The organism is Streptomyces sp. NRRL S-244, assembly GCF_000717915.1.
Taxonomy (GTDB): Bacteria; Actinomycetota; Actinomycetes; order Streptomycetales; family Streptomycetaceae; genus Streptomyces.
Genome location: NZ_JOCX01000002.1, coordinates 71,827 through 96,522, shown reverse-complemented (window position 1 = coordinate 96,522; position 24,696 = coordinate 71,827). Strand labels below are relative to the sequence as shown.

The 24,696-nt window shown below is 73.9% G+C and carries 15 protein-coding genes; 3 read left to right on the top strand and 12 right to left on the bottom strand.

Going from position 1 to position 24,696, the window contains the following annotated elements; all coding sequences use genetic code 11:
- Nucleotides 1-8 precede the first annotated feature (8 nt).
- The 3 genes from IF02_RS0102690 to IF02_RS36055 all read right to left on the bottom strand — a co-directional run bounded on the left by IF02_RS0102690 (nucleotide 9) and on the right by IF02_RS36055 (nucleotide 7,807).
- Nucleotides 9-3,752, bottom strand: a complete 3,744-nt coding sequence (locus tag IF02_RS0102690) for an ATP-dependent DNA helicase (RefSeq protein ID WP_030153497.1) — start codon at nucleotides 3,750-3,752, stop codon at nucleotides 9-11.
- A 137-nt stretch (nucleotides 3,753-3,889) separates the two neighbouring features.
- Complete coding sequence (locus IF02_RS0102685; RefSeq protein ID WP_037835386.1) at nucleotides 3,890-7,192, bottom strand: ATP-dependent helicase; 3,303 nt, start codon at nucleotides 7,190-7,192, stop codon at nucleotides 3,890-3,892.
- A 258-nt stretch (nucleotides 7,193-7,450) separates the two neighbouring features.
- A complete protein-coding gene (locus tag IF02_RS36055) occupies nucleotides 7,451-7,807 on the bottom strand; it encodes an MGMT family protein (RefSeq protein WP_051695638.1) in 357 nt (118 codons plus the stop codon).
- Between the two features lie 110 nt (nucleotides 7,808-7,917).
- On the opposite strand from IF02_RS36055, the gene IF02_RS0102675 reads away from it, so the two are divergent.
- The 3 genes from IF02_RS0102675 to IF02_RS0102665 all read left to right on the top strand — a co-directional run bounded on the left by IF02_RS0102675 (nucleotide 7,918) and on the right by IF02_RS0102665 (nucleotide 13,043).
- Nucleotides 7,918-10,845 carry a lysylphosphatidylglycerol synthase transmembrane domain-containing protein gene (locus IF02_RS0102675; protein WP_030153491.1) on the top strand — a complete coding sequence of 976 codons (2,928 nt, stop codon included), beginning with the start codon at nucleotides 7,918-7,920 and terminating at the stop codon, nucleotides 10,843-10,845.
- A 17-nt stretch (nucleotides 10,846-10,862) separates the two neighbouring features.
- Entirely contained in the window at nucleotides 10,863-11,402 is a 540-nt protein-coding gene (locus IF02_RS0102670) for a hypothetical protein (RefSeq protein ID WP_158708439.1), read from the top strand.
- A 96-nt stretch (nucleotides 11,403-11,498) separates the two neighbouring features.
- Entirely contained in the window at nucleotides 11,499-13,043 is a 1,545-nt protein-coding gene (locus tag IF02_RS0102665; protein ID WP_030153488.1) for an alpha/beta hydrolase, read from the top strand.
- 77 nt (nucleotides 13,044-13,120) lie between these two features.
- Here the strand turns inward: IF02_RS0102665 and moeZ are convergent, their stop codons facing one another.
- From moeZ to IF02_RS0102620, 9 genes are all read right to left on the bottom strand, one after another.
- Entirely contained in the window at nucleotides 13,121-14,299 is a 1,179-nt protein-coding gene (gene moeZ, locus IF02_RS0102660) for an adenylyltransferase/sulfurtransferase MoeZ (protein ID WP_030153487.1), read from the bottom strand.
- A gap of 63 nt (nucleotides 14,300-14,362) precedes the next feature.
- On the bottom strand, nucleotides 14,363-15,112 hold the full coding sequence (locus IF02_RS0102655; RefSeq protein WP_030153486.1) for a spherulation-specific family 4 protein: 750 nt from the start codon (nucleotides 15,110-15,112) through the stop codon (nucleotides 14,363-14,365).
- Nucleotides 15,100-16,176, bottom strand: coding sequence for an NAD-dependent epimerase/dehydratase family protein (locus tag IF02_RS0102650; protein ID WP_030153485.1), 1,077 nt, complete (start codon nucleotides 16,174-16,176; stop codon nucleotides 15,100-15,102). The genes IF02_RS0102655 and IF02_RS0102650 overlap by 13 nt, the downstream gene beginning before the upstream one ends.
- A gap of 135 nt (nucleotides 16,177-16,311) precedes the next feature.
- Nucleotides 16,312-17,208: a hypothetical protein gene (locus tag IF02_RS0102645; protein ID WP_051695553.1), complete on the bottom strand. Its 897-nt coding sequence runs from the start codon at nucleotides 17,206-17,208 to the stop codon at nucleotides 16,312-16,314.
- Nucleotides 17,205-19,154 carry a DUF3492 domain-containing protein gene (locus tag IF02_RS0102640; protein ID WP_078621826.1) on the bottom strand — a complete coding sequence of 650 codons (1,950 nt, stop codon included), beginning with the start codon at nucleotides 19,152-19,154 and terminating at the stop codon, nucleotides 17,205-17,207. Before IF02_RS0102640 ends, IF02_RS0102645 begins: the two co-directional genes overlap by 4 nt.
- A gap of 189 nt (nucleotides 19,155-19,343) precedes the next feature.
- Nucleotides 19,344-21,014 (bottom strand): dipeptide ABC transporter ATP-binding protein, encoded by a 1,671-nt coding sequence (locus IF02_RS0102635; RefSeq protein WP_078621825.1) that lies wholly within the window; start codon nucleotides 21,012-21,014, stop codon nucleotides 19,344-19,346.
- Nucleotides 21,011-22,003 carry an ABC transporter permease gene (locus IF02_RS0102630; RefSeq protein WP_030153479.1) on the bottom strand — a complete coding sequence of 331 codons (993 nt, stop codon included), beginning with the start codon at nucleotides 22,001-22,003 and terminating at the stop codon, nucleotides 21,011-21,013. The genes IF02_RS0102635 and IF02_RS0102630 overlap by 4 nt, the downstream gene beginning before the upstream one ends.
- On the bottom strand, nucleotides 22,000-22,857 hold the full coding sequence (locus tag IF02_RS0102625) for an ABC transporter permease (RefSeq protein WP_030153478.1): 858 nt from the start codon (nucleotides 22,855-22,857) through the stop codon (nucleotides 22,000-22,002). The genes IF02_RS0102630 and IF02_RS0102625 overlap by 4 nt, the downstream gene beginning before the upstream one ends.
- A complete protein-coding gene (locus tag IF02_RS0102620; RefSeq protein WP_030153476.1) occupies nucleotides 22,854-24,587 on the bottom strand; it encodes an ABC transporter substrate-binding protein in 1,734 nt (577 codons plus the stop codon). The genes IF02_RS0102625 and IF02_RS0102620 overlap by 4 nt, the downstream gene beginning before the upstream one ends.
- Between the last annotated feature and the right edge of the window lie 109 nt (nucleotides 24,588-24,696).

Below are 24,696 nucleotides of genomic sequence, written 5' to 3'. Positions count from 1 at the left end.
CTACGAGCCTAACTGCCGGGGTGCCGGTCACTGTCCGTGTCCGTTTTGCCTTGGAGGATCCGCTCAAGACGGTCCCGGCCGGGGAGGTCGCGGGGGCGGATCACGCGGCCGCTGCGGACGTGGAGGAAGGCGGCGGTGACGCGGTCGAGGGGGGTGCCGGTGGCTTCCGCCCAGCCCAGGCGGTAGACGGCGAGCTGGAGGGGGTCGGCTTCGGTGGTGCGGCCGGTCTTCCAGTCGACGATCTCGTAGCCGCCGTCCTCGGTCCGGTACACGGCGTCGATCCGGCCGCGGACGACGCGGCCGGCGAGGGTGAGCTGGACCGGGACCTCCATGCGGTACGGGGTGCGCTCGGCGTACTCGCTCCGCTCGAAGGCGGCCTTGAGGGAGTCGAGATCGGCCTCGTCGACGATGTCCTGGTCGGAGCCGGGCAGCTCGGTGGCGGGGTCGAGGACGTCGAGGAGCGGCAGCGGGAGCTCGTCGAAGCGGGACTCGACCCAGGCGTGGAAGCGCGTGCCCTGGCGCGCTGCGGGCTGCGGGGGCTTCGGCATGGGGCGGGCGAGGTCGCGGGCGAAGCCCTGCTCGTCCGCGGCGAGGCGCAGGAGCTGGCTGGCCGAGAGGGCGGCCGGGAGCTCGACGTCGCGCACGGCGGCGCGGGCGCGCCGGAGCTCGCCCTCGAGGGCGTCGAGGTCCCGGTCCCAGGAGGCGATGGCCCGGGCCTCTTCGGGGGTGAGGGCGGCGCTTCCCGCGGTACGCCGTCCGCCACCACGGGCCGTACCCCGGTCGTCGCCGTACGGGCCGGTGACCGCGGGCGGTGGGGTGGGGCGTGGCACGGGCGTGCGCGTGGGCTCGCCGGCCCAGGGACCGTCGGCCCAGGGCTCGTCGTGCGGCCAGGGGGTGTCGTCCGGCCAGGGGTCGTCCGGCGAGGGGCCGTCCGGCCAGGGGTCGTCGTGGGGTGCGGAGTCTTCCCCCGCCCCGCCCCTTCCCGAAACCGGGGCTCCGCCCCGGCCCCCGTGCGTCGGTCCTGCGGCCCGCAGGTCCTCACCGCCCGGCGCGCCGGAACCGGGCTCGGCACGCGCGTGCGGGATCGCTGCGACTGCGCCCGGCGGGGACACGGTGGCCTCGTCCGGGGCCCACAGGTCATCGCCGTCCGGCGCACCGGCGGCGGGCTCCTCCGCGTACGACGGGTCCTCGCAGTCCGGGGGCCACAGGTAGGGGTCCTGGTCCGGCTCCGGGGCGGGCTCCGGCTGCGGGGCGGCGAGGTGGGACTCGACCAGGGCGGCCGCCGCGCGGCGCAGGGTCAGGGACGCCGGGTCCAGGGGCAGGGGCCAGGACTGGTCCGGGGTGGACTCCGTGGCCAGGGACGGGTTCTCCGCGTCCGGGGCCGGCTCCTGCGCCCAGGCTTCGATCTCGCCGTGCCCCGCCGCGCAGTGCGCGTACAGCGAGGACAGGAACGGGGACGGGCCCCGGCGCTTCTTCTGCGTCGGGCCCCACCAGTGCGCCGAGGCCAGGAGGAGCTTGCGGGGGCGGGTGAACGTCACATAGCCCAGGCGGAGTTCCTCCACCGCCTTGTGCTCCCTCAAGGAGGCCTTGAAGGACTTCAGGCCCGCCGAGGTCCACGCCGGATCGGCGGGAAGGGTGGCCGCGTCACCGCGCAAACCGTACGGCAGGACCTTGGCGTACGAGGTCCACGGCTCCGGGGCCTTCTCCTTCGGGAACGAGCCCGCGCTCAGGTCCGGGACCACCACCACGTCCCACTCCAGCCCCTTGGACTTGTGGGCGGTGAGCACCTTCACCGTGTTCTCCCCGCCGGGGAGGGCGTGGTCCAGGCCCTTCTCGTACTGGACCGCCGTGCGCAGGAAGCCCAGGAAGGCCAGCAGGGTCGCCTCGCCGTCGAGGGACGCGAAGCCGGCCGCCACGTCCAGGAAGCCGGAGAGCGACTCGCGCCGCCGGGCCGCCAGCGCGTGCGGCGACGCCGACAGCTCCACGTCCAGGCCGGTCGCGGCCAGCACCCGGTGCAGTACGTCCATCAGCGGGTCCGCGAGCGAGCGCCGCAGGTCGCGCAGCTCCTGGGCGAGGTGGGCGAAGCGGACCCTGGCCGCGGCAGAGAACGGCAGGTCGTCCGACGCGGCCGCGGAACCGTCCAGGAACGTCTCCAGCGCGTCCGCCAGGGAGACGACCTCCGCCGGGTCCACGCCCTCCACCGCCGCCGCGAGGCGCTCCTGCGGGTCCACCTCGCCCGGCGCGCGGCCGATCAGCTGGCGGGCCCGGCGCCCCAGCAGCGCCAGGTCGCGCGCGCCGATCCGCCAGCGCGGGCCGATGAGCAGCCGGACGAGGGAGGCGTTGGCGCCCGGGTCCTGGAGCACCTCGCACACCGCGACCAGGTCCGCGACCTCCGGCAGGTGCAGCAGCCCGGACAGCCCGACGACCTCCACCGGCACGTCCCGGGCCACCAGGACGGCCTGGATCTGCGCGAAGTCCCGCGCCGACCGGCACAGCACCGCGATCTCGCGCGGCTCCGTCCCCGTACGGACCAGGTGCGCGACCGAGTCCGCGAGCCACTCCAGCTCCTCGGCGTGCGTGTCCAGCAGCGCGCAGCGGACCGAGCCGGCCCGCTCCTCCCCCGGCGCCGCGCGCAGCGCCTCCACGCCCTCGTGCATCGAGCGCAGCGGCGCGGCCAGCTCGTTGGCCAGGTCGAGGAGGCGGCCGCCGCTGCGCCGGTTCTCGCTCAGCGAGAACCGGGTCGCGGGGCGGCCGTCGGCATGCGGGAAGTGCTCGGGGAAGTCGTCCAGGTTGGCCACGGACGCGCCGCGCCAGCCGTAGATCGCCTGGCAGGGGTCGCCGACGGCGGTCACCGCGTGCCCGCTGCCCCCGCCGAACAGGCCGGACAGCAGCAGCCGCTGGGCCACGGAGGTGTCCTGGTACTCGTCGAGCAGGACCACCCGGAACTCCTCGCGCAGCAGCGCCCCCACCTCGGGCCGGGTGGTGGCGAGCTGCGCGGACAGGGCTATCTGGTCGCTGAAGTCGAGCAGGTCTCGGGAGCGTTTGGCGGTGCGGTAGCGCTCGGTCAGCTCCAGCAGTTCGAGGCGGCCGCGCACGGCCTCGGGGACCTTGCGCAGGTCGTCGTTGGTGAGCTTGGCGCCGGCGAGGGCGTCGAGGAGCTCCGTGTCGTACGCGCGCAGCTCGGCCGGGGTGACCAGGTGCTCGGAGAGTTCGCCGTCGAGCGCGAGCAGGTCGCTGACCAGGTCGGGGACGGATTTGGTGAGCGCCGGGTACGGGCCGGGGGCCTCGCGCAGCACGCGCGCGGCGAGCTGGAAGCGGGTGGCGTCGGCGAGGAGGCGGGCGCTGGGCTCCAGGCCGATGCGCAGGCCGTGGTCCTTCAGGAGCTGACCGGCGAAGGCGTGGTACGTGGAGATGCGCGGCTCGCCGCCGGCCGCGTCGGCCTCGGCCGGGGAAGGGTCCGGGTCGGTGATGCCGGCCCGGGCGAGGGCCTTGCGCACGCGCTCGGCGAGCTCGGCGGCGGCCTTGTTGGTGAAGGTCAGGCCGAGGACCTGCTCGGGGGCGACCGCTCCGGTTCCGACCAGCCAGACGACGCGGGCGGCCATGACGGTGGTCTTGCCGGAGCCGGCGCCGGCCACGATGACCTGTGGGGCGGCGGGGGCGGTGATGCAGGCCAGCTGTTCGGGCGTGAAAGGGATGCCGAGGAGCTCCTTGAGCTGCTCGGGGTCGGTGAGGACGGACGGACGCGCGGACACGTGAAAAGGCTAGCCGGACCCACCGACACTCCCGGCCGCCGTCTCACCGGCCGGTCGATCACCGGCGGGTCGATCACCGGCGGGTCGGCACCGGAGCGGTCGATCACCGGCGGCCGCCGGCCGCCGAACGGCCCGCTTCACTCCACCGTCTGGCGGCCCTCCGGGCGCGCGCTGCACGCGCTGCGGAAGGAGCAGTGGTCGCAGTGCTTGCCGGTGGCGGGCGCGAAACGCTCGTCCAGGACCCGGCCGGCGGCGGTGGCGAGGAGGTCGCCGACCCATTCGCCGTGCAGCGGCTGCTGCGCCTGGATCTTGGGCACCGTCTCGCCGCCTTCCCGCTGGGCGGCGCCCTGGCGCAGCTGCACGAGCTCGGCTCCGCCCGCCTCGGGGCGCACCCCGTCGAAGACCTCGTCGACGGCGCCTTCGCGTACGGCGAGCTGGTAGACGGCGAGCTGGGGGTGCCGGGCGACCTCGTCCTTCGTGGGCGCGGCCTTGCCGGTCTTGAAGTCGACGACGTACGCGCGCCCCTGGGGGTCCGATTCGACCCGGTCCATGGAACCCCGGATCCGGACGGTGTGGTCACCCGCTTCGAGCGTGACGTCGAACGCGTGCTCCGTGGCCACGGCCTCCCTGCCCCCGCGGTCGGTGGTGTGCCAGCGCAGGAAGCGCTCCAGGGCGGCGCGGGCGTTGTCCTTCTCCTGGCGGGATTTCCAGGGGGCGTCGAAGGCGAGGGCGTCCCAGACGGAGTCGAGGCGTTCCATCAGGACGGCCAGGTCGGCGGGGGTCCGGCCGGAGGCGACCTCGTCGGCGAGGACATGGACGACGTTGCCGAAGCCCTGGGCGGCGGTGGAGGGGGCGTCGGCCTTCACCTCGCGGCCGAGGAACCACTGGAGGGAGCAGGTGTTGGCGAGCTGGTCCAGGGCGGAGCCGGACAGGGCGACGGGCCGGTCCCGGTCGCGCAGCGGGACGGCCGAGGCGGTGGGCTCGTACAGCCCCCACCAGCGCTGCGGGTGCGCGGCGGGGACCAGCGGGCGGTCGTCCTGGTCGGTGAGCGCGGCGAGGCGGGCGAGGCGCCGGGCGGCCGCCTCGCGGAGCGCGGGCGTGGCGTCGGGGTCGACGGTGGTGGCGCGCAGTTCGGCGACGAGCGCGGGGACGGCGAGGGGGCGGCGGGGACGGCCGGTGACGTCCTTCGGGGTGACGCCGAGCTCGGTGAGGAAGCGGGAGGGCTGGTCGCCGTCCTCGGCGGGGGCCTTGACGGCGGTGACGACGAGGCGCTCGCGCGCGCGGGTGGCGGCGACGTAGAAGAGGCGGCGCTCCTCGGCGAGGAGCGCGCCGGGGGTGAGGGGCTCGGCGAGGCCGTCCCGGCCGATGCGGTCCGCTTCGAGGAGGGAGCCGCGGCGGCGCAGGTCGGGCCAGAGCCCTTCCTGTACGCCGGCCACGACGACGAGGGACCACTCCAGGCCCTTGGAGCGGTGGGCGGTCATGAGGCGGACGGCCTCGGAGCGGGTGGCGCGGGTGGTGAGGGTGTCGGCGGCGATGTCCTCGGCTTCGAGCTGTTCGAGGAAGTTGAGGGCGCCGCGTCCGCCGGTGCGGTCCTCGGCGCGGGCGGCGGTGTCGAAGAGCGCGCAGACGGCGTCGAGGTCGCGGTCCGCGTTGCGGCCGGCCGCGCCGCCGCGCCGGGCGCCGCGCTCCAGCCGCTGGGGCCAAGGGGTGCCCTCCCAGAGGGTCCAGAGGGCCTCTTCGGCGGTGCCGCCGCCCTGGAGGAGCTCGCGGGCCTTGCGCAGGAGCAGTCCGAGGCGCTGCGCTCCGCGGGCGTACGCGGGATCGTGGGCGGTGAGCCGTTCGGGCTCGGCGAGGGCGCGGGCGAGCAGGACGTCGGAGGGGGCCGGGACCTTGTTGCCGGCGGCCCGCTCCTCGTCGCGCAGGGCCCGCCCGAGCCGCCGCAGGTCGGCGGCGTCCATTCCCCCGAGCGGCGAGGTGAGCAGCGTCAGCGCCGCCTCGACCCCGACCCACCCTTCGCCTTCGTCGGCGCCTTCGTCGGTGCCTGCGGCGGGCGCGGCGTCGGCGTCGGCGTCGGGCTCGCGCTCCGCGGGCGCCGGGACCGGGGTGGCGGCCGTGCGGAGGGCCGTCAGGAGGGGGGTGATCGCCGGTTCGTGGCGGAGGGGGGTGTCCGTACCGTCCGTTTCCGCCGGGACTCCCGCCGAGATCAGGGCTCGGCGCATCGCCGGGAGGGTGCGGCCCCCGGAGCGGACCAGGACGGCCATGTCCTGCCACGGCACGCCGTCCTCCAGGTGCGCCCGGCGCAGGATGTCGGCGATGTTGTCCAGTTCGGCGCCGGCCGTGGGGTACGTGAACACCTCCACCCCGCCGCCCTCGCGGACCGGGGTCAGGGCCCGGTGGGCGCGGACCGCCGCCGACGGGAGGCGCGGGACCGGCATACGGGTGGTCAGGAGGCGGGTCGCCGCCAGGAGGTTCGCGGCCGAGCGGCGGCCCACCGTCAGGGCGTGGACGGCCGCCCCCGGGAAGGAGCCCTCGAAGTCCAGGATGTTGTTGATGTCGGCGCCGCGGAAGGCGTAGATCGACTGGTCCGGGTCGCCGAAGGCGACCAGCGTGCCCGCCGGGCCGGCCAGGGCCCGCAGCAGCCGCAGCTGGGAGGCGTCCGTGTCCTGGTACTCGTCCACGTAGATCACGTCGTAGGACCCCGTGAGTGACGCGGTGCGTTCGGCCAGGAGGACGGCCCGGTGCACGAGCTCGGCGTAGTCCAGCGTGCCCTGCATGTCCAGGACGTCCAGGTACTCCGACAGGAACGCGGCCGCCGCCTTCCAGTCCGGGCGGCCCAGCCGGGTCGCGAACGCGTCCAGCGCCGCCGGGCCGAGGCCCAGCTCGCGGGCGCGGGCGAGCACCGCGCGGACCTCGTCGGCGAAGCCGCGCGTGGTCAGCGCGGCCCGCAGGTCGTCCGGCCAGCGGATGGAGCGGATCTGGCGCTGGCCGTCCAGCAGGGTGCGGACCATCACGTCCTGCTCCGGGCCCGACAGCAGGCGCAGCGGATCCGCGAACAGGTCGGTGTCCTGGTGGGCGCGGACCAGTCCGTAGCAGAAGGAGTGGAAGGTGGTGGCCTGCGGGGCCCGCGCCCCGCCGAGCCGCAGGGCGGCCCGGTCGCGCAGTTCCACCGCCGCCTTGCGGCTGAAGGTGAGGATCAGGATCCGGGCCGGGTCCACCCCGGCCTCGACCCGGGCCGCGGCCGCCTCGACCAGCGTGGTCGTCTTCCCGGTACCCGGTCCGGCCAGGACGAGGAGCGGGCCGTCGGTGTGGTCAACCACCGCCTGCTGCGCTGCGTCCAGAACAGGGGGATCCACCCGCTGCGGCCCGGTGCGTACGAGGCGGTACGCGTCAGGGGTCCGCGTACGCCGCCGCTCGGTGCGGTCGGATGGAGAGGTGATCACGTGGGGTGCCGGTCCTGGTGGGTCTGCGGATGCTGCGGTTCCTGCGGTTCCTGCCGTTGCTGCGGTTCCTGCGGTTCCTGCCGTTGCTCCGGGTGTCGTGGGAGCCGCGGTCACCGCCGTGCCCGCGGGAGCCGAAGAGGCAACGCTACGGCAACCGCCGGGTCCCGCGCAGTTCCCCGAGGTGGGGACGGAGCGGCCGCGTACCGTCGCCCGTCCGGGCGCCCGACCGCCCGCCCGGGCCCCGCATGGCCGAAGCTGTCAGATGTGACCCTCGTCCCCTGCGGCGCTCTGCTCCCGGCCGTCCCAGCGCGCCCGCGGCATGTTCAGCCGGGCCTCGCCGCCGGCGGTCAGTCGCAGCGGGGTGGCCTCCCCGCGGTAGTGCTCCAGGGCCCGGATCTCGCTGCCGGGCAGCGGCCGGCCGTCCGCCCGGACCACGCGCCACCAGGGCACGGCTCCCCCGTACAGGGCCATCACGCGCCCGACTTGGCGCGGTCCGCCCTCGCCGAGCCATTCGGCGACGTCCCCGTACGTCATCACCCGGCCGGGCGGAATCCGCTCGGCCACCTCCAGCACCCGCTCCGCGTACGCGGGCAGCTCTTCGCTCATTGCGCCCATGGTGCCGTACATCACGGACCGGTTCCCGGAAGGTTTCCTTCCGTACCGGCGCGCACCCTGATGCCCCGCCCGTACGTCGGTCCGTGCCACCATCTTCCGGGCGGTGACTGGTGATACGTGATCAAGAAGAGACGGAAGTGACGACGAAGGAGCAGGGTGTGAGCCCTCCGGACGGCGCGGCTGAGGACGACAGCACGCGCCCAGACCCGCACCCCGGGTCCGGGAAGCTCCCCGACGAGCCCCCCGGCCGGGCCACGCCCGCGCCCGGGACCGGAGGCACACCCGAGCCCGAGGCCAAGCCCGAAGCCGAAGCCGAGGCCAAGCCCGAGCCCGAGGCCAAGGCCGAGCCCGAGGCCGAGGCCGGCGTCACGGGCGGACCCCGGGCCCGGGCCAAGGCCGGGAAGACGCCCGCGCCCGCGGCGGACGCCGACGGGCCGCACGGGCGCGCCTCCGCGTCCGCCGACCAGGTCGAGGTCGACGAGCCGCTGCTCGCCGCCCGCGTCCACCGCCCCTCCGACCTCGTACGCCTCCTCGTCGGCATCCTCGGCATCGCCGTCGTCCTCGCCATCGCCGCGTTCGCCCACCGCACCACCGCCGGCCTCGAAGCCGACATCACCCAGGGCACCGGCGCCGCCCCCGATCTGCTGATCAAGGTCGCCGGGCTGGTGTCCAGCATCGCCGTGCTGCTCGTACCGGTGGCCTTCGCCATCGAGCGGCTGATCAAGCGGGACGGGCTGCGCATCGCCGACGGCGTGCTCGCCGCCGTCCTCGCGCACGGCGTGACCCTGGCCACCGACCTGTGGGTCTCCCAGGCCGCCTCCGACACCATCCAGGACGCACTCACCCGTGCCACCAGCGTCGGCGGCCCCATCACCGACCCGGTGCACGGCTACCTCGCGCCCGTCATCGCGTACATGACCGCCGTCGGCATGACCCGCAGGCCGCGCTGGCGGGTCGCGCTGTGGGTGGTCCTGCTGCTCGACGCCTTCGCGATGCTGGTCAGCGGGTACACCACCCCGTTCTCGATCATCCTGACCGTGCTGATCGGCTGGAGCGTCGCGTACGGGACCCTGTACGCCGTCGGCTCGCCGAACGTCCGCCCCACCGGGCAGACCCTGCTGGCCGGCCTGCGCCGGGTCGGCTTCAAGCCGGTCAGCGCCATGCGCGCGGAACTCCCGGACGGCGCCGACGCCTCGGAGGTCAGCGACCGGGGCCGGCGCTACCACGTCACGCTGGAGGACGGCCCGCCGCTCGACGTCACCGTCGTCGACCGCGAGCAGCAGGCGCACGGGTTCTTCTACCGGGTCTGGCGCCGGCTCACCCTGCGTGGCATCACGACGCGGCGCAGCCTCCAGTCGCTCCGCCAGGCGCTGGAGCAGGAGGCGCTCCTCGCGTACGCGGCCATCGCGGCCGGGGCCAACGCGCCGAAGCTGATCGCCACCTCCGAACTCGGCCCGGACGCCGTGATGCTCGTGTACGAGCACCTGGACGGCCGGCCCCTCGACGCGCTCGCCGACGAGGAGATCACCGACGACCTGACCCGCAACACGTGGAAGCAGGTACGGGCCCTCCAGTCGCGGCGGATCGCCCACCGGCGGCTGACCGGCGACGCGCTCGTGGTGGATCGTTCCGGCAATGTCGTCCTCACCGACCTGCGCGGCGGCGAGATCGCGGCCGGGGACCTGGTGCTCCGGATGGACATCGCGCAGCTGCTGACCACGCTCGGGCTGCGGATCGGCGCGGAGCGCTCGGTGGCCTCGGCGGTGTCGGTGCTCGGCCCGGACGCGGTGGCGGACTGCCTGCCGCTGCTCCAGCCGATCGCGCTGAGCCGCTCCACGCGGGCGACGCTGCGCAGGCTGGCGCGGGAGCGGGCCGACCGGCAGCGGGAGGCCGTACTAGAGTCCTCGCGGGCGGCGAAGGCGGCGCGCGAGGCGAGTGCCAAGTCGGCGGGTGCCAAGTCGGCGGCGACCACGGCCGCGGACAAGAAGGCCGAGAAGAAGGCGCTGGACGACGCCCTGGACGGGGCCCGCGAGGAGGATCTGCTGAGCCAGATCCGCCGGCAGGTGCTGCTGATCCGCCCGCAGGCGCCGGTGGAGCCGGCCCGGCTGGAGCGGATCCGGCCGCGCACGCTGGTGTCGTTCATCGCGGGCGCGTTCGGTGCGTACTTCCTGCTCACGCAGCTGGCGCACGTGGACTTCGCGACGGTCGTCGGCGAGGCGCAGTGGGGCTGGGTGGGGGCCGCGCTGGCCTTCTCTGCGCTCACCTACTTCGCGGCGGCGATGAGCCTGCTGGGGTTCGTGCCGGAGCGGGTGCCGTTCCTGCGGACGGTGGTCGCGCAGGTGGCGGGGTCGTTCGTGAAGCTGGTGGCGCCGGCGGCGGTCGGCGGTGTCGCGCTGAACACGCGGTTCCTGCAGCGGGCCGGGATCCGGCCGGGGCTTGCGGTGGCGAGCGTGGGTGCCTCGCAGCTGTTCGGTCTGGCGAGCCACGTCCTGCTGCTGCTGGCCTTCGGCTACCTGACGGGCACCGAGAAGACCCCGGAGATGACCCCGTCCCGGACGGTCATCGCGGGTCTGCTGACGGTGGCGGTGCTGGTGCTGGTGGTGACGGCGGTGCCGCTCCTGCGGAAGTTCGTGGCGACCCGGGTGCGGGCGCTGTTCGCGGGTGTGGTGCCGCGCATGCTGGACGTGCTCCAGCGGCCGCAGAAGCTGATGACGGGCATCGGCGGCATGCTGCTGCTGACCGGCTGCTTCGTGATGTGCCTGGACGCGTCGATCCGGGCGTTCGGCGGCGGCCAGGCCATCAGCTACGCGAGCATCGCGGTGGTGTTCCTGGCGGGCAACGCGCTGGGGTCGGCGGCGCCGACGCCGGGCGGTATCGGCGCGGTGGAGACGACGCTGACGCTGGGGCTGATCGCGGCGGGCCTGGAGAAGGAGGTCGCCATCTCGGCGGTGCTGCTGTTCCGCCTGATGACGTTCTGGCTGCCGGTACTGCCGGGCTGGCTGTCCTTCAACTACCTGACCCGGAAGGAAGCCATCTAGGAGGCGTCCAGGCAGTCGTGAAGATGATCGAGAAGGGGAATCGCGCTTCCGACCCCGCTCGCCGCATTCAGACTTTCGAGAAGCGAATGACTCTTCCCTATGAGAAAGAGCCATATTCCATGATCGCGACATTCAGCATCCGGCCGGACCAGGGCGATCCCAGTGGATTCGACCTCGGAGACATGATCTGGCGTGGAGAACTCGGCGAGATCGACTCGTCAGGGCAGGTACCCGATCAGGGAATGATGATCTACATTTCCGTGACACAGCTCCTTGACTGCCTCAGCGAGATACTGAAGGGGAGCGTCAAGACCGCGTCGTTCACAGGCGCCGACACGTCCTTCGGGTTGACGTTCAGATCAACAAAGAAGGGTGTCAGCGTGACATCCCGATGGGGGCTGGTCGCGCTTATCGGCGCCGCCGAACTTGCACAGACGGCACTTTCGGCGACGGAGGAACTGGCCCGGAAGCACCTGGATTCCCTGCCTCCCGACGGCGTCAGAGACGACTATATGGGCGCCCTCGACAGCTTTCGACTTGTCGTCCACGGATATTGAGGCTTCCCACTCCCACCTCGAAGCGCGTACCCAAGGGGTAGACCCGAACGGGTCAGCGCGGGGGCGGGGTGGGGGTGGGGGTCGCAGGATGGGGGCATGGCCAAGAACGTCGTGCGGGGTGCCGTTGCCGTTGTCGTTGCTCTCGGGCTGGCCGGGGTCAGCGGGTGTTCCGACAGTGGCGAAGGCACGCCCGAGGCCGGGGGGACCAAGGGGGCCGCGCCGCTGAAGTGGGGGGAGTGCGAGGCTCCCGACGTTGCCGAAGGCGGGGGGCAGGCGCCGCCCAAGGACTGGGAGTGCGCCACGCTCCACGTGCCCCTCGACTACGCCAAGCCCGAGGGCGAGACCATTCCGCTCTCCCTGATCCGGGCCAAGGCCCGGGACAAGAGCAAGCGGCTCGGCTCGCTCGTGTTCAACTTCGGCGGGCCCGGCGGGTCCGGGATCAGTACGCTGCCCGGCGCCGCCAAGGAGTACGAGGCCCTGCGCGCGCGGTACGACCTCGTGAGCTTCGACCCGCGCGGCGTGGGGCGCAGCGCCCCCGTCCTGTGCGAGGACGACAAGCAGCTCGATGCCTATTACGCGCAGGATTCCTCACCCGAGACGCCCCAGGAGGAAAAGGCCTTCGTGGGGAACCTCGAGAAGTACCAGAAGGCCTGCAAGGACAAGTCCGGGCACCTGCTGCCCTACGTCGGCACCGAGAACGCCGCCCGCGACCTCGACCGGATCCGGCAGGCCCTCGGCGACGAGAAGCTGAACTACTTCGGGATCTCCTACGGCACCGAGCTCGGCGGGGTCTACGCCCACCTCTTCCCCAAGAACGTCGGCCGGGCCGTCTTCGACGCCGTCGTCGATCCGACCCAGACCTCCGAGGAGGGCTCGCTCGGCCAGGCCAAGGGGTTCCAGCTCGCCCTCGGCAACTTCGCGCAGGACTGCGTGAACCGCGGCGACGAGTGCCGGCTCCAGGGCAGCACCGCCAAGGAGATCGAGGACAACATCATCAAGCTCCAGAAGCGCCTGGCGGACAAGCCCATCCCCGGCATCGGCGGCCGGATGCTCACCGACTCCGCCGCCACCAACGGCATCGCCCAGGCCCTGTACTCCCAGGAGCTGTGGCCGCTGCTGGAGCAGGGGCTCGACGAGGCCGACGGCGGCCAGGGGCAGCTGCTGATGGCGCTTTCCGACGCGCTCAACGGCCGCGACCAGCAAGGGCATTACAGCAACATCGGCGCGGCCAACACGGCGATCAACTGCGCCGACTCCAAGGGGCGGTTCACGCTGGAGCAGACGAAGGCGAAGCTGCCCGGCTTCCGCGCCGCCTCCCCCGTCTTCGGGGACTTCCTCGGCTGGGCCCTGATGAGCTGCACCGACTGGCCCGTCCCGGGCGCCTGGGAGACCCCGGACGTCTCCGCCCCCGGCTCCGCGCCCATCCTGGTGATCGGCAACACCGGCGACCCGGCCACCCCGTACGAGGGCGCCCGAAAGATGGTGGAGCGGCTCGGGCCCGGTGTCGGCGTGGAGCTCACGTACAAGGGCGAGGGGCACGGCGCCTACAACAGCGGCGACAAGTGCGTGCAGGCCGCGGTGAACAACTACCTGCTCGACGGGAAGGTGCCCCCCGGCAACACCGTCTGTACCCCTGCGTGACGACAGGAGGCCCTTACCCCGGCTGTGGGGTAAGGGCCTCCTCGAGCGTTCCAGTAGATCCAGTAGATCTAGTAGATCTAGTAGACCGGCTTCTCGGGCTCGATCTGGTGGACCCAGCCGATCACGCCGCCGCCCACGTGCACCGCGTCCGCGAAGCCCGCGGACTTCAGGACCGCGAGGACTTCCGCACTGCGGACACCCGTCTTGCAGTGCAAGACGATGCGCTTGTCCTGCGGGAGGTCCTGGAGGGCGGTGCCCATCAGGAACTCGCCCTTGGGGATCAGCTTCGCGCCGGGGATCGAGACGATCTCGTACTCGTTCTTCTCACGGACGTCGATGATCTCGATCGGCTCGTCGTTGTCGATCCACTCCTTGAGCTGCTTCGGAGTGATCGTGGAGCCGAGCGCCGCCTCCTGGGCCTCCTCCGACACGACGCCGCAGAAGGCCTCGTAGTCGATGAGCTCGGTGACCGTCGCGTTCGGACCGCAGACCGCGCAGTCGGGGTCCTTGCGGACCTTGACCTGCCGGTACTGCATCTCCAGGGCGTCGTAGATCATCAGACGGCCGACCAGCGGCTCGCCGACGCCCGTGAGGACCTTGATGGCCTCCGTCACCTGGATGGACCCGATGGACGCGCAGAGCACGCCCAGCACGCCGCCCTCGGCGCAGCTCGGGACCATGCCCGGCGGCGGGGGCTCCGGGTACAGGCAGCGGTAGCACGGCCCGTGCTCGGACCAGAACACCGAGGCCTGGCCGTCGAAGCGGTAGATCGAGCCCCACACGTACGGCTTGTTCAGCAGCACGCAGGCGTCGTTGACGAGGTAGCGCGTGGCGAAGTTGTCCGTGCCGTCGACGATGAGGTCGTACTGGCTGAAGATCTCCATCACGTTCTCGGCTTCGAGCCGCTCTTCGTGAAGGACCACGTTCACGTACGGGTTGATGCCCAGCACGCTGTCGCGCGCGGACTCGGCCTTGGAGCGGCCGATGTCCGACTGGCTGTGGATGATCTGGCGCTGGAGGTTCGACTCGTCGACCTCGTCGAACTCCACGATCCCCAGCGTGCCGACGCCGGCCGCGGCCAGGTACATGAGGGCGGGGGAGCCGAGGCCGCCCGCGCCCACGGCCAGCACCTTGGCGTTCTTCAGGCGCTTCTGGCCGTCCATCCCGACGTCCGGGATGATCAGGTGGCGGGAGTACCGACGGACCTCGTCAACGGTGAGCTCAGCAGCTGGCTCGACCAGGGGTGGCAGCGACACGGGGACTCCGTAGATGGTTACGTCGTAACGGTGGTTCTTGCCGTAACACTGCCACGCCCTTCTTCATTCCGAGACACCCGGTCCGATCCGCGAGACGATTTCGTCCCAGTACGCGGGCATCGAGGCCCACGGATCGCGGCCCGCGGCGCCGCCCCGGTCGGTGAACCAGATCGTGCCGGCGCCCTGCCAGCGGGCGATCCGGACGGCCTCCTCCAGATGCGTCCGCGGCACCCCGTGGACCAGGTGGCAGAAGCGCTCGGGCGGGTGCTCGGCGGTCCACTCCGCCACCTGCGACCACCGGTAGTCGGCCCACGCCCCGGAGAAGGTGACCAGTTGGTCGGCGGCCTCCGCGTAGCCCTCGTACGGGTGCGTGCCGTGTCCCAGCACGATACGGAGGCCCTCGCCGAGGCCGCGCAGGGTGTCGGCGACCCGGCGCACGGCGGCCAGCTCGGCCCGGTCCGCCGGGGCCTCGGCCAGGTAGAAGCCGCCGACCCGGTACCAGTCGAGGAAGCGGTGGGCGTCGGAGACCAGCTCACCGAACGAGCGGGAACCGTCTCGCATCGCGAGATGGCCGAGCACGGTCCCGCCGGCCTCCCGGAGCTTGCCCGCGGCCTCCGTGCAGTGCGGGTCGGGCCGGCCGCCCGGCCCGTCCGTGACGTTGAGCACCGTCCAGTGCAGCGGGGTCCCGGGCCGGGTCAGCTCGGCCCACTCGACCGGCGCGAGCAGCGGGTGGGCGTACCCGGGGACGCCGAGGCCGAGACGGCCCGCCTCGGTCGCGGCGGCCGCCGTGGCCGCGGTCGTCAGATGCGGCACGCCGCCTCCATCCAGATGTCCGCGAGGGACTCCTCCAGGCCGATCCGGGGCCGCCAGCCCAGCCGGTCCCGGGCCGTGCGCACATCGGCCTGCTGCCAGGCGCCGCAGCCGTCGGGGTACGGGTACGGGGGCGTCACCGCACCGGCGGCGAGCTGCTCGGCCGTCGCCTCGGAGCGCGGGGAGCCGATGGCGGCGAGCCCCGGCGGCCGGCCGCCGCCCTGGAGGCCGTGGCCGTGCCCCTGTCCGGGCCCGTGACCCGGTCCGTGGCCGTGCCCGGGCCCGTGTCCCGGCCCGTGCTGGCCCTGCTGCGGCAGGTCCAGCTCGTGCAGGGCGCCCCCGTACCCGGCGACCCGGGCCAGCACCGCCGCCGCGTCGCGCAGCCGGACCGCGCGCCCGGTGCCGATGTTGACGACGCCCTGGGCGGCGGAGAGCGAGGCGGCGTGCACGGCCCGCGCCACGTCCCGTACGTCCACGAAGTCGCGCTGCACGCCGAGTCCGCTGAGCTTGAGCTCGCCGTCCCCGTTCTGCATCGCGCGGCGCATGGCCTCGGCGAGGCGGCCGAGCGGGGATCCGGCGGGGGTGCCGGGACCGACGGGCGAGAAGATCCGCAGGACGACCGCGTCCAGCCCCGACCCGAGCACCAGCTCGGTGGCGGCCAGCTTGCTGACGCCGTACGGGCCACCGGGTCTCGGCACGGCGTCCTCGGCCGTGGACGATCCGGGCTGGCTGGGACCGTACTCGGCGGCGCAGCCCAGCTGGACGAGACGGGCACCGCAGCCGCTGCGCCGCAGGGACTCGCAGATGGTGGCCACGGCGACGGTGTTGTGCCGGGTCAGCTCCCGGGCCCCGCCGCGGGTGGCCCCGGCGCAGTTGATGACGACGCCGGGGTGGACGGCGTCGAGGAACCGGGTGAGGGCGCCGGGGCTGCCGGTGGCGAGGTCGAAACGGACGTCCGCGTCGTCGCCGCGGCCGAGCGCGGTGAGCTGCACGGCGGGGTCGGCGAGCAGCCGGTCGGCGACGTAGCGGCCGAGGTATCCGTTGGCTCCGATCAGCAACACCCTCATCGCGCGTCCCCTTGGTTGGTTGGCTGGCCGGTCATCCTGTGTCTCCTTGGTCGGTGGGCGGGGATCGGGGGTCGGGGGTAGGGGTGGGTACGGCTCCGAAGAGCGGCGGCGGGAAGGGGGGCGGGGCGGCCGGGCTCAGGGCCGGGCGTGCGCGGACGCGCGGGACAGCGCGAGGACGGCGTGTACGAGGAGCCCCGCGGCGGCGGCGGGCACCGCCAGCGGGGTCGGGACCAGGGCGAGGGCCAGGGCTGCGGCGACGGGCCCGCGCGGGGCCCCGTGCCCGAGCAGCAGGCGGGTCAGGAACAGCAGCACGGCGAGCGGTACGGCGGCGGCGAGGGGGGTCCCGGCGAGCGCGGCCGCCCCCGCGGCGGCCGCGCCGAAGGCCAGGACGGCCGCGACGAGCAGCGGCCGGGCCCGGTCGGCGAAGTCCTCCAGGGCCCGGCTCCCGGCGAGCCGGCTCCGGGCGCGGGCGGCGAACACGGCGCCGACCAGGTGCCCGGGGGCCGCGGCCAGTGCGAGGCCGACCCCGAGCGGGGTGCCATCGCGGTACACCGCCCAGCCGACGGCGGCCGCGGCGAGCAGGAGCACGGCGTACGGGAAACGCCCCGCGGCGGGCCGCCCGGGCCTGGCGGGCCACACCAGGGCGGCGACGGTGACGAGCACGGCGACGGGCCCGGCGAACGGCACCCCGGCGGCGCCGGCCCCGAGCGCGAGCGCCCCGGGGAGCACGGCGTAGCCGAAGCCCCGTAACGCCCGGGCGTCGGAGGGCCGGACGACGCGGGGCGCGGCCGGCTCGTCCCCGCGCGGGGTGCGGGCGTACAGCTCCTCGGCGAGCGAGAACACGTCCCGGTGCCGGAAGCGCGCGGCGGTGCGGTCGGTGATGCCCTGCACCTCCAGCCCGGCGGCGATCTCCAGCGGGTCCACGGCGCGCTCGCAGAGCGCCCGGTGGCGGTGCAGCAGCGTCTTGACGGGATCCCCGGCGGACCTGCGGCGGGGGGCCGAGGCGACGGGGGCGGCTTCGTCCAGGGTCATACGGTCGCCTCCGTGGCCGTGGTGGTGGTCGTACTCGGGTCCTGCACGCCCGGGGCCATCGAGCCCGGGCCCAACGCGGTCACGGCCTGCGCGCCCGGGCCCATCGCGGTCAGGGCCTGCGCTCCCCGGGCCATCCCGCCCGGGCCCATCGCGGCCTCGGCCTGCTCGCCCGCGGCATGTCCGCCCGGGGGCATCTCGGTCACGATCGGCGCGCCCGGGGCCGTCGCGCTCTCCCTCCGCGCTGAAGCGGCACCCGCACCCCGCCCGGGGACGACCGCCCGGTCCACCCCCTGCCCCGCCCACGTCGGGCTCGTCCAGTGCCCCGGAACCCGGGCCTCCAGGGGCTGTTCGAACGGGATCCCGCCCTCCGCCCGGGCCGGTCCGCGGGCCAGCAGCTGGAGGTAGATCTCCCGGAAGGCGGCCACGTTCTGCTCGACGGTGAACAGCTCCAGGGCCCGCGCCCGGGCTGCCGCGCCGAGCCGGTGGGCCCGCTCGGGGTCCCGCAGCAGCGACAGGCAGGCGTCGGCCAGCGCCCGCGGGTTGCGCGGGGGGACGACCAGGCCCGTACCGCCGATGACTTCACACACGGCGCCGACGTCGGTGGAGACGGTGGCCCGGCCGCAGAGCATCGCCTCGGCCAGCGTGATCGGGAAGCCCTCGATCACCGAGGACAGCACGACCACCCGCCCGGAGCCGTACGCGTGGGCCGGCGTGGGGGCCTCGGGCCCGCCGATCTCCTCGAAGGTGACGGGGTTCTCCCCGACCGTGACGGCGTCGGCGGCCTCGTCGGGGAAGAGCTGCGCGGCGAGCGAGCGGCAGTCGGCGAGGTAGCCGGGGACCACGGCGGTCGCGAAGATCCGCAGCCGGGTGTCCGGCGCGGCTCGGCGCACCTCGGCGAAGGCGTGCAGCAGGGCGATCAGGTCCTTGGCGGGCTCTATCCGGCCGACCCAGACCAGGGTGTCGGGGTCCCCGCAGTCCGGGTCCTCGCCGATGGTGGCGAATCGGTCCGCCTCCATCCCCGGGTACACCGTCCGCAGCCGGTCGCGGGTGGCGCCGCAGCGCTCCTGCCAGCGCCGGGCGTGCGCGTTGCCGGGGGTGAGGAGGTCGGCCTCGGCGTAGATCTCGCCGGCCAGCCGCATGTGGAAGGCCGCGAGCAGGGCCCGTACGGCGGGCCGCGGCGCAGTTCCCCGCCCGCCGGTCCCACCTGCCTCACCTGCCCCACCAATCCCGGCGGTCCCGCCCGTCCCACCGATCCCGCCGGGGGCCGGAGGGTCCGCCGCGTGCTCCAAGTAGTGGGCCCGGAGCTGGACCCCGTACTCCGTGACCAGCAGTGGAACCCGGAAGAAGCGTTTGGCCAACAGGCCGGGGAGCGCGGCGATCCCGCCCGCCGCCGCGTGGCAGACGTCGACCTCGCGCAGATCCTCGTACCAGTCGAGGGACAACGGCCGCAGCAGCCGCTCCAGTTCGTCGACGAAGTCCAGCAGGTCGGCCACCTGGGCGCGCTGCACGGAGCGGCGCGCGCCGGGGGCCCGGCAGCCGGACTCCACCGCCCGCACCGCGGTCTCGGAGCGCAGGGCCGCGTACAGTCCGCCCTGTTCACGGGCGAGTTCGGCCAGCCCGTACAGCCCGGCGGCGAAGGCCTCGGGATCCGGCTCGCCCGCGCAGATCCCGCGGACCAGCTCCTTGAAGCTGTCGGCGAAGCGCCGGCGCTCACGCCGGGAGTACGTGCGCCCGTCGTCCGCCGGGGCCCAGAGCGGGGCGGTCCAGACACGGGTGACGTGCTCGGGCAGGACGACCCGGCCGCGCTCCTCCTGCTCGGCGCTGCGGCTCAGCGCGTAGAGCTCGAACTCGTGCTGCGGCAGCCCGCGGACCAGCCGGTCGCACCACAGCCGCGCCTCTCCCGTGACATACGGATAACCACCTTCCGTGAGCAGTCCGATCCGCACGAGTGGCACCCCCGATCTCCCGTTCAGGCGGTCGCCGTGGACCGGTGACCCGCCGCGGGAAACTCAAGCGGATATGCCGAAGGCGCGACGGACGGTTGTCCGTCGCGCCACCGGAAGGGGTGAAGAGTCGTAACTTTCGCCCACGGTCCGCGTTCGAGCGCGCTAGAAAGGGCCTGCGGCCCTCGTACCTCAGGCGCCTCCCGCGCCTCCCGTACCCACCGCGCCTCCCGCGCCCCCCAGGGCAGGCACAGCGCCCCCCAGGGCGGGCACGGCGGCCGCCAAGGCCGGTACGGCGGCCAGCAGTTGCCGCGTGTACGCGTGCCGGGGGCGGTCGTACACCTCGTCCGCCGGGCCCTCCTCGACCACCAGACCGCCACGCATGACGGCGACCCGGTCGCTGACCTGCCGGACCACGGCGAGGTCGTGCGCGATGAAGACCAGCGCGATCCCCAGCTCCCGCTGGAGCTCGGCCAGCAGGGCCGTGACCTGTGCCTGCGTGGTCACGTCGAGCGCGGAGACGGGCTCGTCGCAGACGATCAGCCGCGGCCGCGGCGCCAGGGCCCGGGCGATGCCGACCCGCTGGCGCTGGCCGCCGCTGAACTCGTGCGGGTAGCGGTCGCGGTGCCCGGCCTCCAGCCCGACGCGGACCAGGAGTTCCCCGACCCGGGCCCGGATCGCGGCCTCGTCGCGCTCCCCCGCCGCACGCAGCGGGTCGGCGATGGACTCGCCGACGGTGCGGCGCGGGTTGAGGGAGGACGCGGGGTCCTGGAACACCATCTGGACTCCGGGGACCACGCCCGCGGTCGCCCGGCCGTCGTGGCGGACCTGCCCGGAGCCGGGTTCCAGCAGGCCGACGAGCATCCGTCCCAGGGTGCTCTTGCCGCTGCCGCTCTCCCCCACGATGCCCAGCGTCTCCCCCGCCCGTACGGAGAGCGAGACCCCTCCGACGGCGGCGACGCGCCGCTTGCCCCGCCCGAACTCCCGCCGCAGCGAGACGGCTTCGACGACGGGCACGCCCGGCTCGGCGCCGGCTGCCGGGCCGGCCGGCCGCGGCTCCCGCGGACCGTCCAGCCTCGGTACGGCCGCCAGCAGATCCTTCGTGTACGCATGGGCCGGCGCGGTCAGGACCCGCCCCACCGGGCCGCGTTCCACGGCGGCGCCGTCCCGCATGACCAGCAGTTCGTCCACGCTCTGCGCCGCCACGCCCACGTCGTGCGTGACCAGGACCAGCCCGAGCCCGCGCTCCTCGCGCAGCCCGTGCAGCAGCTCCAGGATCTGGGCCTGCACGGTGACGTCGAGCGCGGTGGTCGGCTCGTCGGCGATCAGCAGCCGCGGCTCGCAGGCCAGCGCCATGGCGATCAGCGCCCGCTGCCGCATGCCGCCGCTGAACTCGTGCGGGCGCGCCCGCGCGCGGCGCACCGCGTCGGGGATGCCCACCCGGTCCAGCACCTCGACCGCCCGCGCCCGCGCGGCGCGCCGCGAGACGTCCGCGTGGATCCGGTACACCTCGGCGATCTGGTCGCCGACGGCGTAGTACGGGTCCAGGGAGCTGAGCGGGTCCTGGAAGACCATGGCGGCGGTGCCCCCGCGCAGCGCGCGCAGTTCCGCGGCCGGGGCCGCGCCGACGTCCGTGCCGCCGACCCGGACCGAGCCGCCGATCCGGGCGCCGGTCCCGCGGTGCAGTCCCAGCAGGGCCGCGGCGACGGTGGACTTGCCGCTGCCGGACTCGCCGACGATGCCCAGGGCGCCGCCCGCCTCCAGAGTGAAGGAGACCCCGTCGACGGCCCGTACGTACTGCGCGGGCCCGTCGACCGGGAAGTCGACCGCGAGACCGGCGACCTCCACCAGCAACCCGCTCATGTCAGCGCCACCCTTCGGTCCGCGAGTGCGTACAGCAGGTCGGCCACGGCTCCCGCGACGACCACGGCCGCGCCGATGGCCAGGACGACGCCGACCACCACCGGCAGGTCCACGACCCGCACCCCGTCGATCAGCGTCTTGCCGAGCCCGGGGATCCCGAACAGCGACTCGGTGAGCACGGCGCCGCCGATCATCGTGCCGAAGTCCACGGCGCTGAGTGCGATCACGGGGGCCACCGCCCCGCGCACCGCGTGCCGGGTGACGATCGCGCGCTCGCCCACCCCGTAGGCGCGGAAGGTGCGGATGTGGTCCTCGGCGAGCGTCTCCAGGGTGGAACTGCGGGTGAGCCTGGCGTACTTGGCACTCTCGAAGACGCCGAGCGTGATCCAGGGCAGCAGCATGTTCCAGGCCCATTGCTCGGGGTCCTCGCCGAGCGGCACGTACGTCGGGAAAGGCAGCCATTGCAGGTAGGCGCAGACCGCCATGAGCAGCAGCAGTCCGAGGATGAACACGGGCGTCCCGGTCCCGGCCAGGGTCAGCACGGTCAGGGCGCGTTCCGTCAGCCCCCCGCGGCGCAGCGCGGACAGCAGTCCGGTGCCGACGCCGACGACGAGCCAGATCACCAGGGCGCCGAGCGCCAGCGACAGGGTGGCCGGCAGCCGGTCCAGCAGCAGCTCGGTGACCTGCTGGTCGTTCTGGTACGAGAACCCCAGGCAGGGCGCGTCGCAGTGCAGCACCAGCCCGGCGCCGCCGGAGTAGTCCCGGCCGGTGAACAGCCCCTGGAGGAAGTGCAGGTACTGGACGACCACCGAGTCGTTCAGGCCGAGCTGCTCGCGCACCTGGGCGACCTGCACCGGATTGCAGCGCTCGCCGCAGGCGAGCCGGGCGGGGTCGCCGGGGGCGACGTAGAAGAGGAGGTAGACGGTGACGGACAGGGCGAGCAGCACGACGAGCGCTCCCCCGATCCGGCCGAGGACGAAGCGGGTCACGCCGCGGCCTCCTTTCCGGTGCCGATCCGCAGGCGGGAGCCTTCGCGCGGGTCGAGGGCCGTGCGGACGGCGTCGCCGAGCACGGTGAACGCGAGCACGGTGACGAAGAGCAGCCCGGCCGGGAGCAGGACGTAGAGGGGGTCGGCGCGGAACCAGGTCTGGGCGCTGGACAGCATCTGCCCCCAGGAGGGGGTCGGCGGCTTCACGCCGACGCCCAGGAAGGACAGCGAGGCCTCGGCGACGATGTTGGTGGGCACCTGGATCGCCGCGTACGTGATGACGGGCGCGGCCAGGGACGGCAGCAGTTCGCGGCGCGCGATGCGCAGGGTGCTGTTGCCGGACAGCCGGGCGGCGGCGACGAAGTCCAGCTCGCGCAGGGCCAGGGTCTGGGCCCGGACCATCCGGGCGGTCGAGCCCCAGCCCAGCAGGCCGATGACCAGGATCAGCAGCAGCGGGCGCGGGAAGTCGCCGGGGACGACGGCGGTGAGCGCGATGGCGAACACCAGCGCGGGCAGGGCGATCATCACGTCGGTGAGCCGGCCGATGAGCTGGCCCGTGAAGCGGTTGCCGAGGGCGGCGGCCAGTCCGGCGGCGACTCCGACGAGGATCTGCACGCCGGTGGCGCCGAGCGCGACGAGCAGGGAGATCCGGGCTCCGTACAGCAGCCGGACGAACAGGTCGCGTCCGGTGCCTGGTTCGACGCCGAGCCAGTGGTCGGCGGAGATCCCGCCGAGGGAGCCGAGCGGGACGCCGCCGCGCGCCGAGTCCACGAGCCCGTCGTGGTACGCGTTCGGGTCCTGGCCGGTCAGCCGGGCGAGGAGGGGCGCCGCCGGCTGCCGGAGGGTCGCGGTCACTTGACGGAGACCTGCGAGACGTCGAGGACGCCGGTCCAGTCGCTGATCACGACGTTCTTGACGTCCTTGCCGACGAGCCGCTTGTAGACCGGGTGGAAGAGCGGCACGTCGAGGGCCTGCTCACCGATCTTCTTGTCGAGCGCGCCCCAGCGCTTGCCCGCCTCGGCGAGGTCGGTCAGCTTGGCGATCTCGTCGATCTCGGCGTTGACGGCCGGGTCGTTCAGCTGCGCGTGGTTGTAGTTGGTGCCGTTGGTGACGATCTGCCGGCCGTCGAAGATCGGCGCGAGGAAGGGGCCGCCGGAGGGCCAGTCGGCTCCCCAGCGGGAGAGGAAGAAGCCGGGGGTGTTCTTGGCGTCCCAGCGCTTCTCGTTGAACGCGTTGTTCTCCAGGCCCTCCAGCTTGACGGTGATCCCGGCGGCGGCGAGCGCCTGCTGGACGGCGGTCGCGACCTCGGGGCTGGTCTGCCGGTTCTGCGCGGTGGAGTGGGTGAGGGTGATGCTCAGCCCGTCCGGGAAGCCGGCCTCCTTCAGCAGCTCCTTGGCCTTGGCCGGGTCGCCCGCCTTGCCCGCCGGGAAGTGGTCGTACGGGGTGTGGCCGAAGGCCTTCTGCGAGGGCAGGAAGGTGGTGGCCGGCTCGGCGAGCGCGGAGCCGCCGGCCGCGTTGATCACGCTGGTGCGGTTGATCGCGTACGAGATGGCCTGGCGCACCTTCGGGTTGTCGAAGGGGGCGACCTTCGGGTTGAAGGCGAGGTAGTTGACGTAGCCGAAGTGCCCGGTGCCGACGCGGCCGGCCAGCTCCTTGTTGTCACCGATCTGGGCGAGCTCCGCCGGCCCCAGGTTGGTGTCGGTGGTGACGGCGGCCGCGTCGGCGCCCGAGCTGGTGGACAGCCGCTGGTTGATGACCGCGGCGTCGAGCCCGGAGCGGACGTCGATGCGGTCCGGGTAGGCCTTGCGCTCCTCGTCGGTCTTCGGGTCCCAGTTCTCGTTGCGCTCCAGGGTGAGGTGCTCGCCGTCGTTCTCGTTCTTGACGACCTTGTACGGGCCGGAGGAGACGGGGTGCTCCTCGTACTTCACCCCGGTGTCCTTGGCCTTGGGGACGGGCGCGAACTGCGTCTGCGTGGCCACGAAGGGGAACTCGCCCTCGGGCTTGCGCAGTTTGAAGGTGATCGTCTTCGCGTCGGGCACGAGGATCGAGTCGAGGCCCTTGCCGCCGTCCTTGTACGGGCCCTCGTAGCTCTCCCCGCCGACGAGCCAGTCCCGCAGGTACGGGGCTCCGCCCGACAGCTCGGCGGCGAAGGACCGCTCGATGCCGTACTTGATGTCGGCGCTGGTGATCGGGGTGCCGTCCTCGTACGTCAGCCCGTCCTTGAGCGTGTACGTCCACTCGGTGGCGTCGGCGTTGGGCCTGCCGGTGTCGGTGGCCAGGTCGGGCACGACCTTGGTGCCGGCGGCGCCGTCCTCGCGGTTGCGGGTGGTGAGGGTACGGAAGACCAGCGAGGGGATGTTGCCGCCGCCGGAGGTGTAGAGGCGGGCCGGGTCGAAGTCGTTCTGCGGCTCGGAGTTGAGGACGGTCAGGGTGCCGCCCTTCTGCGGGGCGCCGCCCGCGGCGCCCGCCTTGCCGGAGGACTGGTCCGCCGCGTCCTTGGGCCCGCACGCCGCGGCGCCTCCGGCCAGGACGAGGCTGACGGCGACCGCGGCCACGCGGCGCGATGTCTGGGACTGACGGAGCATGGGAAAAGGGACCTCTCGGCGTGGATTGCTCGGCGTTGGGCACCGAATGGAATGACGGAAAGAGCCACGCGAGGGGCAGCGGTCAGCAGTCGGAAACCGGCAGCACGCC